Origin of the sequence: Limnobacter parvus, assembly GCF_024623725.1 — a bacterium.
GTDB classification, from domain to species: domain Bacteria; phylum Pseudomonadota; class Gammaproteobacteria; order Burkholderiales; family Burkholderiaceae_B; genus Limnobacter; species Limnobacter parvus.
In genome coordinates, this window is record NZ_JANKHG010000017.1 from 254,779 (window position 1) to 267,637 (window position 12,859).

General features: G+C 52.0%; 13 protein-coding genes. 7 read left to right on the forward strand and 6 right to left on the reverse strand.

All coding sequences use genetic code 11. From position 1 onward, the window contains the following. The 4 genes from NSP04_RS08260 to NSP04_RS08275 are packed head-to-tail and all read left to right on the forward strand — an operon-like array spanning window position 1 to window position 3,479. Window positions 1–561, forward strand: a complete 561-nt coding sequence (locus NSP04_RS08260; RefSeq protein WP_257511865.1) for a class I SAM-dependent methyltransferase — start codon at window positions 1–3, stop codon at window positions 559–561. Then, window positions 562–1,440, forward strand: a complete 879-nt coding sequence (dapA, locus tag NSP04_RS08265; RefSeq protein WP_257511866.1) for a 4-hydroxy-tetrahydrodipicolinate synthase — start codon at window positions 562–564, stop codon at window positions 1,438–1,440. Between the two features lie 24 nt (window positions 1,441–1,464). Further along, entirely contained in the window at window positions 1,465–2,619 is a 1,155-nt protein-coding gene (bamC, locus tag NSP04_RS08270) for an NlpB/DapX family lipoprotein (protein ID WP_257511867.1), read from the forward strand. A gap of 5 nt (window positions 2,620–2,624) precedes the next feature. After that, a complete protein-coding gene (locus NSP04_RS08275) occupies window positions 2,625–3,479 on the forward strand; it encodes an MBL fold metallo-hydrolase (RefSeq protein WP_257511868.1) in 855 nt (284 codons plus the stop codon). Between the two features lie 83 nt (window positions 3,480–3,562). Here NSP04_RS08275 and NSP04_RS08280 read toward each other — a convergent pair whose 3' ends face one another. Next, complete coding sequence (locus tag NSP04_RS08280) at window positions 3,563–3,787, reverse strand: hypothetical protein (protein WP_257511869.1); 225 nt, start codon at window positions 3,785–3,787, stop codon at window positions 3,563–3,565. 238 nt (window positions 3,788–4,025) lie between these two features. Beyond that, on the reverse strand, window positions 4,026–5,177 hold the full coding sequence (locus NSP04_RS08285; RefSeq protein ID WP_257511870.1) for a cupin domain-containing protein: 1,152 nt from the start codon (window positions 5,175–5,177) through the stop codon (window positions 4,026–4,028). Between the two features lie 101 nt (window positions 5,178–5,278). Here NSP04_RS08285 and NSP04_RS08290 point away from each other — a divergent pair, with 101 nt between their 5' ends. Then, window positions 5,279–5,827 carry an FKBP-type peptidyl-prolyl cis-trans isomerase gene (locus tag NSP04_RS08290; RefSeq protein WP_257511871.1) on the forward strand — a complete coding sequence of 183 codons (549 nt, stop codon included), beginning with the start codon at window positions 5,279–5,281 and terminating at the stop codon, window positions 5,825–5,827. Window positions 5,828–5,829: 2 nt separating this feature from the next. Here the strand turns inward: NSP04_RS08290 and NSP04_RS08295 are convergent, their stop codons facing one another. The 3 genes from NSP04_RS08295 to NSP04_RS08305 all read right to left on the reverse strand — a co-directional run bounded on the left by NSP04_RS08295 (window position 5,830) and on the right by NSP04_RS08305 (window position 10,274). Further along, window positions 5,830–6,861: a metallophosphoesterase gene (locus NSP04_RS08295; protein WP_257511872.1), complete on the reverse strand. Its 1,032-nt coding sequence runs from the start codon at window positions 6,859–6,861 to the stop codon at window positions 5,830–5,832. Beyond that, window positions 6,858–9,434, reverse strand: a complete 2,577-nt coding sequence (gene mutS, locus NSP04_RS08300) for a DNA mismatch repair protein MutS (protein WP_257512269.1) — start codon at window positions 9,432–9,434, stop codon at window positions 6,858–6,860. The genes NSP04_RS08295 and mutS overlap by 4 nt, the downstream gene beginning before the upstream one ends. Before the next feature lie 72 nt (window positions 9,435–9,506). Next, the gene (locus tag NSP04_RS08305; RefSeq protein ID WP_257511873.1) at window positions 9,507–10,274 is read right to left on the reverse strand and encodes an inositol monophosphatase family protein; all 768 of its coding nucleotides are present in this window, start codon (window positions 10,272–10,274) and stop codon (window positions 9,507–9,509) included. Between the two features lie 43 nt (window positions 10,275–10,317). Here NSP04_RS08305 and NSP04_RS08310 point away from each other — a divergent pair, with 43 nt between their 5' ends. Both NSP04_RS08310 and cysE read left to right on the forward strand, forming a co-directional pair. Further along, entirely contained in the window at window positions 10,318–11,136 is an 819-nt protein-coding gene (locus NSP04_RS08310; RefSeq protein ID WP_257511874.1) for an RNA methyltransferase, read from the forward strand. A gap of 52 nt (window positions 11,137–11,188) precedes the next feature. Continuing rightward, window positions 11,189–11,956, forward strand: coding sequence for a serine O-acetyltransferase (gene cysE / locus NSP04_RS08315; protein WP_257511875.1), 768 nt, complete (start codon window positions 11,189–11,191; stop codon window positions 11,954–11,956). A gap of 6 nt (window positions 11,957–11,962) precedes the next feature. On the opposite strand, the gene NSP04_RS08320 is transcribed toward cysE, so the two are convergent. Then, window positions 11,963–12,790 carry a UDP-2,3-diacylglucosamine diphosphatase gene (locus NSP04_RS08320; protein WP_257511876.1) on the reverse strand — a complete coding sequence of 276 codons (828 nt, stop codon included), beginning with the start codon at window positions 12,788–12,790 and terminating at the stop codon, window positions 11,963–11,965. Between the last annotated feature and the right edge of the window lie 69 nt (window positions 12,791–12,859).

Consider the following 12,859-nt stretch of genomic DNA (forward strand, 5'->3'; position numbering starts at 1 on the left):
ATGGACGCTTCACCCTGGGTACGAAGTTGCCTTGAAGGCTTACTGGCAGGCAAACAGCCAAAGCAAGGCGCGCGTGCGCTTGACCTTGCTTGTGGCAGTGGCCGACATGCGCTTTATTTGGCCAGCCTTGGTTACAGCGTGCATGCAGTCGACGTGAAAACACCAGAAACCGAATGGCCTGCGGGGGTGACCTTCGAAGTCATGGATCTTGAGCAAGCGGACTGGCCGCTGGCCGGGCAGCAATACGATGTGATCGTGGTGACCAATTACTTGCACCGCCCACACTTCAAGAACCTTTTGGCCAACCTGGAGTCTGAACAGGCAGTGTTGGTGTATGAAACCTTTATGGACGGCAATGCGCAGTTTGGTTCGCCCCGCAGCCCCGAGTTTTTGCTTGAACCGGGCGAATTGCTTTCCTGTATGTCGTCATTGAATATTCTGCGTTTTGAACAAGGGCTTCGCAGCATTCCAAGCCCTGCAATGATTCAACGGGCCATGGGCATTACAGGCACTTGGTCTGAGATACAATCTGGATCAATAACACTCACTCAAAGGGATTAAATGATCACTGGCAGCATTGTCGCGATTGTTTCGCCGATGTTTGAAGACGGTTCGCTGGATTACGACAGCTACCGTCAGCTCATTGATTGGCATATTGAACAAGGCACTGATTCAATCGTTGCCGTTGGCACAACCGGCGAATCGCCGACTGTGGACGTGGAAGAGCACGGAGAATTGATACGTGTAGCCGTTGAACAGGCCGCGGGCCGCATCCCGATTATTGCGGGTACAGGCGGTAATTCGACCACTGAAGCTATTGAGCTGACTGAATATGCCCGAAAGGTGGGCGCTGCCGCCAGTTTGCAGGTAGTGCCGTACTACAACAAGCCCACGCAGGAAGGTATTTACCTGCATATGCGCAAAGTGGCCGAAGCAGTGGATTTGCCGGTTATTTTGTACAATGTGCCAGGGCGAACCGTTGCTGACATGGCGCATTCCACGGTGGTCCGATTGAGCCAGATCGATAACATCACTGGTATCAAAGAGGCAACTGGAAACCTGGAGCGTGGGGCATGGCTAATTCGCGACACAGCAGCAGATTTCGCGGTGTATAGCGGAGACGATCCCACTGCAGTGAATTTGATGCTGATGGGTGGCAAAGGCAATATTTCTGTGACCGCCAACGTGGCACCGAAGTTGATGCATGAACTGTGTGCCGCCGCAATTGCTGGTGATGCAAAAACAGCCCATGCATTGAATCTGGCTCTGCTTGATTTGCACCAGGCCATGTTTGTACAGGCTAACCCCATTCCCGTGAAGTATGCACTGAGTAAAATGGGCAAGATGGCACCCGGCGTGCGCTTGCCTTTGACCCGACTTGAATCGGGCTATCACCAAGCGGTTGATGTTGCATTGCGCGCACATCGCTTGATCGACTAAAGATTATTTAAGGCTGTGAAACCCATGGAATTGAACAAGAAGACCCCATTCAAGCTGTTGCTGATTGCTGCCGCTGTATCTACAGCCGCTGGCTGTGCTTCCTACAAAGAGGCGGTTGAAGGTCAAAAGACTGCATACCGCACTGCCGAAAAGCGTGTTCAAGGGCTTGAAGTGCCACCAGATTTGACAGCGCAGTCAGCCGATGAGCAGTTCATGATTCCTGGCGAATCCGGTTCAGGCGCGGTTTCTGCGGCTGAATTCTACGGTGGTACTCGTCCTGCTGGTTCAAGAGCCCAAGCTGCTGTAGCGCCGGTGTTGGTAGGTTCTGAGGATGTGAAAATCAAGCGAGTAGGCAATCTGCGGTCACTGGAGGTTAAAATGCCTCCGGAGCAATTGTGGCCCCAACTGCGAGAATTCTGGAAAGACACAGGTTTCGAATTGGCGGTGGACGACCCCAAGATTGGCCTGATGGAAACGAACTGGGCGGAGAACCGTGCAAATATTCCACTGGATGGTTTGCGCAAAGTCATCGGTACTGTATTTGACGGTCTTTACTCAAGCAATACCCGCGATAGGTATCGCACACGTGTAGAGCCTATTGAGGGCGGCGGGGTGGAAATTTTTGTAACCCACCGTGGCATGGAAGAGAATTACACAGATCAATCTCAGTCGAATCTGGTCTGGATGAATCGTCCATCTGATCCTGAGCTGGAAGCTGAAATGTTGAACCGCCTCATGTCCAAACTCACAGGCAACGAACAACTTGCTGCGGCATCGGGTCGCCCTGTAGCCCAGGAATTGGTTTCTGTCCAAAAAAAGCCTGAAGGCACTTCCATCGTTTTGGCGGAAGACTTCCCCTTGGCTTGGCGCCGAGTTGGTTTTGGCCTGGATCGCGCAGGTTTTATCGTGGAAGACCGAGACCGTTCCAATGGCGTGTACTACGTTAAATACATCCCTGACTCTGCTTCAGCAGAAGGCGGAAAAACCGGGTTTTTCGGCAAGATATTCGGTGGCGCGGCAAACGACAAAACCTTGAAAGCCGACCAGCGTTTCCAGGTTGTCGTGGCGCCCGAGGGCAGCAAAGCCACATCAGTGAAGTTTACTTCGGAGCGGGGTGCGGCAATCGACGTGGCCATTTCTGAAGAGGCTGCAACCAAACTGGCCGGTAAGTTGCGGTAACTGGTGTGCGTTTTGCTAGTTTGGGAAGCGGTAGCGAGGGCAATAGTTGGCTGTTCGAATGCGGGCTGACTGTTGACCCCACTCGGTTGATGGTGGACTGCGGCTTCGCAGTCAAAGAAGCTGTGGGCCGTTTGGAAAGAGTTGGCTTAACCCCTGCTGAGATCGACGCCATTGTAGTGACCCATGAACATGGCGATCACATTGGTGGTGTGTTCAAATTCAGCCGAAAGTTTGGAACGCCGGTTTACCTGACCCATGGTACTTGGCGTGCAGCCTTGCGTTCGAAGCTGACTGATGAGGATTATCTTCAGTCGGGTCGCGTGGTTTTGATTGACAGCCATTCTCCGTTTTCAATCAATGGCCTCACACTTCATCCTTTTCCTGTGCCCCACGATGCTGTGGAGCCCATTCAAATGCTGATCGAGTCCAAGACCGGATTCGTGACTGGCATTTTGACCGACTGTGGCAGTTCCACGCCGCACTTGGTGAGTATGCTGAACCGGGCCCATGCTTTGATTCTTGAGTCCAACCACTGCCCAGAAATGTTGTCCAACTCGCCTTATCCACCGAGTCTTAAAAAACGGGTGGGCGGTGACTTCGGGCATTTAAGCAATCAAGTGGCCTGCGACATTCTTCAAAAGCTGGATTCTGGCAGATTGAAGTTTGTGGTGGCTGCACATTTGAGCCAGACTACCAATTCTCCAGAGGTGGTTAACAGCATGTGGCAGCAGGTTTTGGGTCCCCGCGGAATTATGTTTGAAATTGCTTGCCAGGCTGAGGGAATGGATTGGACCAGTCTTGATCCAATGGCGGTGAGCAGGCAATTGGATTCATGCTCTACACAACAGACTATTCTGTAGAATATTCTGGTGTTCATAAAAAAAGCCCCAATGCTTTCGCTTGGGGCTTTTTCGTTTCAAGCGCCATTAAAGGCGCTGTGAAATTACTTCTTTTCTTCTTCGGCTGGCGCTGTCGCGTCGGCTGGCTCAGTGGCCATTGGCTCAGCAGGTGCTGGCTCAGTTGCCATTGGCTCAGCAGGTGCTGGCTCTACAGGTGCTGGTTCAACTACGGCAGGTGCTGCTGGCTCAACTGGAGCAGCTTCTTCTTTCTTGCCACAAGCGGCCAAAGCAACTGCGAACAATGATGCGATCAAAATTGAATTTTTCATGTTATTTCCTTTTGGGGTCACGAACTAGGCGCCGATTCAAGCGCCTTTTTTAGAGCAAATAGGCTCACAAGAGAACCCAGAATCACCCATTTTCCTGCCGGGTGTTCAAGCACTCACGCGGAAAACTCTGCAAATTCTATCGAATAGCGCGCCAAATTCAAGTCATTGTTTCGACCATATTTTGGAAGCAAAATTCTATTGACTTTACTGAGTCGTTTCAAATTCTAAATGAATTTAATCACATTAGGGTTTCTACCCAGCCCGCTTTTACAAAGCCTAGTAAAAAATACTGAAATTCAGGATTTTCCAATGCCATTGTAGCGTCGGACGGGTCCATTTCGCGCTGGTTTGCGAGCATTTGCAACTGTTTAACGGTGAGGTCGTCTGTCGGGTTGACAGACTCGCCATTTATGAAAAAAACATTGTCTTTGAATAACATTTTAGTTTTCATGCTTAGTGCCACACCGCGCTCTGCCAATACACCAATAATTTCGTGTAATTCCTGATCTTCAGTGTTGTTTACAAAATACACATGCGGTTTGGGTTCTGTTAGCAAACAGCCTGTGCTTCGCAGTACTTCCGGTGATTTGCTGGTGTATTGCCTGAATAAATTAACACCGAAATTCAGCAGGTCGTCAGGGAGTTCTGCTGGGTTGGTCTGTGTTCCACGACCTGGATCGGAAAACAGGGTGTTTTGCATTTCGGGGCTGCTTTCAACCTGATCTGCCAAGTCGCGCAGAATTCCTGCAAGCACCTCGGCCTGGGTTGGCGCCCGAAAGCCAATACTTAGCGTTGAACAAGTGCCTTCAGCCACTCCATCGTGGCCGTAGTTTGGTGGCAGATAAAGCATGTCACCTGGCTCGAGCACAAATTCCTCGGTGGCTTCAAAATTCTTCAAAATTTTCAGTGGAACGTCTTTTTCCAGATCCATGTTCAGCAGTGGCCCAATCTTCCAGCGACGTTTTCCGTGCATTTGCAGTAAAAACACGTCATAGGAATCGTAGTGAGGGCCTACACCACCACCGTCGCTGGCCAGGCTGAGCATGACATCATCAAGCCGAGCGTCGGGAATGAAGCGAAACAACTGAAGCAGGTCGTAGGCCTCGGGCAAATGGTGGTCGATGCCCTGTACCAAGACGGTCCATGCTTTTTTGTTCATGCCGGGCAGTTCTTCAAAGGGACCTTGTTCAAGGGTCCAGCCTTTCTTGCTGTGCTGAATAAGGCGGCTTTCGATGTCTTCATCAGAGGCCATTTCTGCAATGGTGTCAAAATCGCAAAGGGGCTCAAAGTTCGGGAAGGCCTGGCGAAACAGCCGTGGCTTGGTGTGCCAGTCTTCTTTCATGAACTGTTCTACTGAAACGCCAGCAATGTGGGTGAGGGGTTTGATCATTGGATGCTTTGTGAATTTGGGTGATTTGTCGATTACGGGTATCATAGGCCACCTTAAAAGACTGCCCACTGTTCGGGCGCTGATTTCTGGAGTTATGTACGATGATTGTTGAACACGGCACGGTGGTTACCCTTGATTTTGAGCTGCGTGATGCGCAGGGTGAATTGATTCAGGAACACGGTGGTGAGCCAATCATTTACTTGCAAGGCAGCGAAAACGAAGTGTTCCCGAAACTGCAGGAAGCTGTCGAAGGAAAAGCGGTGGGCGATGAAGTGTTTGTTCAGCTGGAGCCAGAGGACGCGTTTGGTGACTTCGACCCGGATTTAATGCGGGTGGAAGACATGGAAAGTTTCGGTGAGGAACTGGAAATTGGCATGCAGCTTGAAGAGGTGCCAGTTGATGACGAAAACGAACCTGATGAAACCGCTACAGACGAAAACACCGGATTTGGCCGTGTGTGGACGGTGACAGACATAGCAGAGGGGAAAGTGGTGCTCGATGGCAACCATCCATTCGCTGGCATGGCTTTGCGTTACCACTTGAAAGTATTGGACATTCGTTTGGCCAACGAGGAAGAAAAGGCCCAAGGTGCAGCGGCACAATCCTTGTTCAGCATAGCGCCCAATCCAGACGCCAAAAAATTGAATTGAGATTAGTTGTTGGGCTCGGCGGTTTCAGAAATGCTTTCAACTGTGAAAGGCACTTCGGCGCCGGGCTTCACACTGACTTTTACCCAAACATTCAGGAACGGATGCCCCCAGCTTTCCACGCGGTAAAACAAGGCATCGGTGGCCGCAGTGCCGCCAAACTTCTTCAGGCTTGGCCTGTCCCATTTGAACCGGTGTGTGTCACCGTGAGCCAGCAACACAGGACGTTGCGTTGTGTTGATGTATTCCACGATGCGTTTCATGAACTCCGCATAGCCGTTTTTGCCTGGATTGGTGGATTGGCCACCTGAGCCATCAATTGGATTGCCCTGGATGGTGATCACCGTTTCAGTCGGCGCATTGTGCTTCGCTTGAAAAAGCTGCTCTGCATCTTTCAACCAATCAGCAATCGCCAACTTGCGTTGTTTTAGCAGCCGTTTTACTTCACTTCCACTGGTTTTTCTTGAAGGCGGATTGTGCAGGTCATTGTTGCTGCCCGGTACATTCAAGCTGATGAACAAGGTGCTGCCTTGTTGCCACATCAGGTGTTCAGGGTAAGAGTGTTCAGTTTGCTGGCGAACCGGAAAGGTGTTGCTGCCCAGTGTCGAAGTTACTTCATTGACCGGTTTGAATGCCAGCTGGCGCAGGAAATCCAATCGTTCTTGCGAATTAAAACCACCTGCGGAATCTCGGTGGCAGTCTGTCCATTCATTGTCGCCCGGCACATACACCAGAGGCTTTGTACTGCGATTCAATTGCTGAATTCGACGTTCCAGCCGTTCATCAGTGCAGGGCTCGGCACCGCCCTTGATGTCGCCGATGTGCAAAATCCATTGCACACCCGAATCGTTGCTGATGCTCTGAATGAGCTGATCGGTGGCGGGTTCAAAAAAGTCGTTGTAGGGTTGGTCGCCGATCAATGCAAAACTGAATTCAGCAACTTGCGCGATTGCTGCCTGCATGGGCGATAACACCAGCAGGCACAGCGCCATCATTTGCGCCGCGCAGTGTTTAAAGGCTGCGTGCCACCTGCTCAACCTTGCAAGCCTTTCAATTGAAACACCAGTTGCAAGGCTTCGCGAGGGCTAAGTTCATTGGGGTCGATCTCGCTCAGCTTTTCCAGAATCAGGTTCACATGTTCTGTGCTGGCAGGGGCTTCAGTTTCGGTCTCAACAGGCAGGTCGAACAAATCCACCTGCGCAGTCATTGAACGTTTTTCTGCTTCCAGTTGGTCAAGGCGTTTCTGCGCATTTTTTACCACCAAGGCGGGCAAACCCGCCAGCTTGGCTACCTGCAAGCCGTAACTTTGACTGGCAGGGCCTGCTTCAATGCGGTGTAAAAACACCAATTTGCCCTGGTGTTCAGTGGCTGACAAATGCACATTGAACACGCTGTCCAGTTCATTGCCCAGCGCCGTAATTTCAAAGTAATGGGTGGCAAACAGGGTTAAGCATTTGTTGGTGTTGGCAAGGCGCTTGGCGATTTCCCAGGCCAGTGACAAACCATCGAAAGTGGAGGTGCCCCGCCCAATTTCATCCATGATGACCAAGCTGTGCGGTGTAGCCTGGCGAACAATGGTGGCTGCTTCCGTCATTTCCACCATGAAGGTGGAGCGTCCGCCCGCAAGGTCATCTGAAGCACCAATGCGTGTAAAAATTCGGTCGAGCAAACCAATTTGTGCGCTGGCTGCGGGCACGTAGCTGCCCATGTGGGCCAGCAGCGCAATCAAGGCAGTTTGGCGCATGTAGGTGCTTTTGCCGCCCATGTTGGGGCCGGTAATCAGTGCCATGTGTTTGCCGGGGTGCAGGGCGCAGTCGTTGGGGGTAAATTGCTCCACCTGCATTTCAAGTACCGGGTGCCGGCCTTGCTGAATATTCAGCAGGGCATGTGGCACCAGTTGCGGGCGAACCCAGTTGGCTTCAAACGCCACAATGGCCAGTGCTGCCAAAGCATCCAGTTCAGACAATTCCCGGGCGCAGCGCTGCAAAAAGGGTGTGAATTGGCCCAGCCAGGCCATCAGGTTTTCATAAATTACTTTTTCAAGGTTCAGGGCTTTGTCTTTTGCAGACAGCGCTTTTTCCTCGAAAGCTTTTAATTCTTCGGTAATGTAACGCTCGGCATTTTTCATAGTCTGCCGGCGTATGTAGTGCCCTGGCACTTTGTCTGCCTGCGCGCTGCTGACCTCAATGTAAAAACCGTGCACCCGGTTAAATTCAACTTTCAGGTTGGCAATGCCAGTGGCGTCGCGTTCCTGTTTTTCCAGTTCAATTAAAAACTGGCCGCTGCCGGTTTGAATGTTGCGCAGCTCGTCCAATTCAGCATGGTAACCATCGGCAATTACCCCGCCATCGCGAATCAGCACAGGTGGGTTTTCGGCCAAGGCCTGCATCAGTTCGGCCAGCAATTCCGGTGGCGCTTGCAGAGCTTGGATTGCTGCGTTGAATTCGTCGCCTTCAAAACTGTTAATTAACTCGGCCACGTGGGGCAGGGCTTGCAGACTTTCACGCAGGGCCAGCAAATCCCGTGGCTTGGCGGTTTGCATGGCTACGCGGCTGCTGATGCGTTCAATGTCCGCCATGGTGCGCAGTGTTTTCACCAACCCAAAGCATGCAGGTTCGGGTGCTTGACCCAAGGTGGCCAACAAGTGTTGAATTTTGTTTTGTCGTGCCTCGATCGCAGCGATGTTGCGCATTGGTTCAAGAAGCCACTGGCGAAGGCGCCTTGCACCCATGCCACTGCCCGCTCTGTTAACGCGCGAAAACAGCGTAGGGGCTGGCTCGCCCCGAAGGGTTTCAGTCAGTTCCAGATTGCGGCGGGCGGCCTCATCGAGCACCAAAAAATCGTGCTCGTGTTGTACCTGCACATCTGAAACATGCTTGAAGGTGTCGATGCTAAGGTGGGTTTCTTTGGCATACTGCAGCGCTGCACCCATGGCAGGCACGGCCAATTTGGCTTTGTTCAGTTCAAGGCTTTCAAGGTTGGCCGCCTGCAACACTGCTTGCAAATGGGTTTGTGCAAAGCCCGCATCAAAGTGCCAAGCCGGGCGTTCTATGCATTGCTTGCCACTGCCTGTGATTTGGCTTTGCTGCGCCCATGTGCGGTTGTTCACCAGCACTTCAGCTGCGTTGAAGCGGCTTAAATGTGCAGCCAGTGCGCCTGAATCGCATTCAAGTAAGCGAATGCTGCCTGCCGATAGGGAAAGGCAAGCCACACCCCAGTGTTTGCCATCCTCGGAATACAGGCTAAGCAGGGTTTTGTTTTCCTGATCGGGAAGCAGGGTGGATTCAGTCAGCGTGCCCGGTGTTACCACACGCGCCACTTTGCGTTCCATGGGGCCTTTGCTTAGCCCAGGTGTGCCCACTTGCTCGCAAATCGCCACTGAATGGCCCAAGGCAACCAGCTTGGCCAGGTATTGGTCAGCGGCATGAAAAGGAATGCCAGCCATGGGGATGGGTTGCCCGGCCGATTGGCCGCGATGGGTCAGGGTAATGCGCAACAGTTGCGCCGCCTGCTGTGCATCGTCGAAAAACAGCTCGTAAAAATCGCCCATGCGATAGAAAAGCAGTTTGTCGGGGTAATCGGCTTTTAGGGTAAGGTACTGCTGCATCATCGGCGTGTGGTTTTCAAACGCCTGTGATGCAAATGGTTGGGTTGAACTCAATGTCACTGTTTGGTCACTGTTTTATTTGAAACTCAGCAGGTATTGAAGAGCTTTTGGGTTGCCGGCCACTGCGTCGCCAGTTTCCATGAACGTGTCGTTGCCTTGTGGGTCAGTGATCAAGCCACCCGCTTCAGAAACCAACAACACGCCAGTGGCCAAATCCCAAGGTTTCAAGCCAAAACACATGTAACCATCCAGCCGACCACAGGCGACGTAGGCCAAATCAAGTACAGCAGAGCCTGATTTTCGAATGCCCGCGGTACTTTCAGTCAAGGCCAGCATTTTGCGCTTCACACCAAGTGAGCCTTCATTTTGACCACTCGGAAAAGCAAAACCCACCAAAAACTCATTGGGCTTGCCGCGCTTCGAAACGCGAATTCGGCGGTTGTTCAAATAAGCACCTTCGCCCTTGGATGCGGTGAACAGGTCGTTGGTTGCTGGGTTGTACACCACGGCTTGTTGCACATTGCCGTTGACGCGCAGGGCAATAGAAATCGCATAGTGCGGGTAGCCATGAATGAAGTTGGCTGTGCCGTCGATGGGGTCGATGACCCACTCGTAGTCGGATTTGCCGGAAGCACCGCTTTCCTCGGCTAAAATGGCATGATCAGGAAAGGCTTGTTTCAACACCTCGATGATTGCGCTTTCAGCAGCTTGGTCAGTTTCGGTGACGAAATCGTTTGGGCCTTTGACCCCGATTTTTACCTGATCCAGGTCAAGCTCGGCTCGGTTAATGATTTTTCCCGCAGCGCGAGCGGCTTTCACCGCCACGTTCAACATCGGATGCATGGCCTTTCCTTTCAATTTGAATACGTTTAACCCGACATTATAAATGACCGCAGCCATTTCCCTCGAATCCATTTCAATAGTTCTTGTAAAAACAAGTCATCCCGGCAATGTGGGTTCGGTGGCGCGTGCCATGAAAACCATGGGTTTAAGTGACCTGCGCCTGGTCGAGCCAAAAACAGCTGACATTTGCATTGCCGAAGAGGCCATTTCGCTGGCCAGCGGTGCGGCAGATGTACTTGAAAGCGCGCGAATTTACGATTCTTTGCCCGATGCTTTGGCTGATCGCAGTGTGGCTTTTGCTTTGTCCGCACGCCTGCGCGACCTGGGCCCCGCTTTGCAAAGTCCGCAAGAAGCTGCTCGCGAGGCTTTAACGCTGACAGAAGCTGGTGTGGGCGCGGCATTTGTATTTGGGGCCGAGCGCACAGGCTTGAGCAACGATGAATTGCTGGTGTGCAACCGGCAGGTCACCATTGCAGCCAACCCCATTTACAGCTCGCTGAACTTGTCGCAGGCTGTGCAAATTGTGGCGTATGCGCTGCGTACGGAATGGGCAGCAGACAAGACAGAGCTTGGTACATATGGTGGCGAGAATTCACTTGCAGCAGGCTTGGTCAAGGGTGAAAGGCTGGCCAGTGTGAAGGCGGTGGCTGACTTGCAGGCCCATTGGCTGCAAGCCATGGAAGCAGTCGACTTCATTAACCCGGACAAGCCGAAGAAGGTGGTACAACGTTTGGCGCGGATGTTGGCAAAAACCCCGCTGGAACAAGAGGAAGTGGACATGCTGCGGGGCTTTTTTTCAGATGTAATTCGTGTGGTTGACAACCGCCTGTATCCGCATGAAATGGAGCGCAAGAAGCCATGATGCAGCCGTGATACACTGCGGCGACCAGCTTTAGACCTAGGGTATTCCGCGCATGTGGATTCGACTGCAAGAAGACATCGACACAATTTTGAAGAAAGACCCGGCGGCTCGCAGCCGCCTGGAAGTTTTTTTGTGCTACCCCGGCTTGCATGCCTTGATTTGGCACCGCCTGGCTCACAAATCTTGGGCAGCGGGATTCACTACACTGGCGCGTTTTTTGTCGCATTTGGGACGCTTTTTCACTGGCATTGAAATTCACCCTGGCGCCAGCATTGGCCGTCGGGTATTCATCGACCATGGCATGGGTGTGGTAATCGGTGAAACTGCCGAGTTGCACGACGATGTGACGATCTATCAAGGCGTTACTTTGGGTGGTACATCGCTTGCCCCAGGCAAGCGACACCCCACGCTTGAAAAGGGCGTTGTGGTGGGAGCTGGCGCGCAAGTGCTGGGCCCCTTCACTGTGGGCGAGGGCGCGAAAATTGGATCCAATGCAGTGGTAACCAAGCCTGTGCCCGCCGGCGCAACTGCGGTGGGCAACCCGGCCCGAATGATCTTGAAGGCAGAGGAAAGAATGCCCGCTGAAGAGTTAACTGGGGCTGCGAAAACCAAAGAAGAGTTTTCAGCCTACGGTGTTTCAAAAAATGGCGATGACCCTTTGATCAAAGCCATGCATGGCTTGATCGACCAGGCCATTGCCCAGCAACAGCGCATTGAGCAACTCGAAAAGCAGTTGAGTAAAGGCAAACCACAGCCCGAATGCGGCGATTCGGCAGATTGTGAAGAACTAAAAGCCTTGAACAAGCTGGTTGATGATTAAAATCGATTAGCTGAACAGATTCAGGCTGTATTCGCCAGTTGCCAGCATTTTCAAAAAACCGCCTTTGGGGCGGTTTTTTTCTGGGTTGTCGAAATTCCAGTCGGGCAGCACAATTCGCAAGCCTTTCAGGAGCTCGCCCTGCGTACTTTCAGGCTTGGTTGGCGCTTTGCTGCTCAGGTCTGGGTGAATCGCGCAGCGGTGCGTGTGCCCGTGCAAAATTACATCGTTTTTGCCGATGTAATAGCCATCGGGCCATTTGCCCTGGAATGATTCAGCCACGGTTTGCGTATTTGCATCCATGATACTGAGCGCGCTGTTGGCCTTGTGGGCTTTGCTTTCGGTACGAATTGAATTGGCTGTTTCAATGCGTTTTTCCAACGGTAGCGCCAAAAAATTTGCTTGCCATTTTTCGTCACGGCTTTGAGTTCGGAATTTTTGGTATGGCTTGTCGTCGGTGCACAGTTGGTCGCCATGCGTAATCAGCACCACATGGTGCTTGACCAGCAAGAACTCCGGATCAGGAAGAATTTCCAGGCCCGCAGCCTCTGCAAATGTTTCGCCAATCAAAAAGTCGCGGTTGCCGTGCATAAAATACACCTTGGCGCCTGCCGATTTAGCGCTTTGTATAGCCTGAACCACCCTGTTGCTGGTGGCGTCACTGTAATCGTCGCCGTACCAAACTTCAAACAGGTCGCCCAACAGAAAAATCAATGCATCGTCTTGCGACACGCTGGCCAGCCAGTTTTCAAATGCATCGAGGGTGTGTGGGGTGTGTTCAGACAGATGAAGATCTGATGCAAAGAACGCGGCACCGTGTTGCGGAATTTCAATCAACTTGTTACCTGATTAAAAAATGAGGTGATAAAAAAAGCCCTTTAAAAAAGGGCTTTTTTTGAATTACAC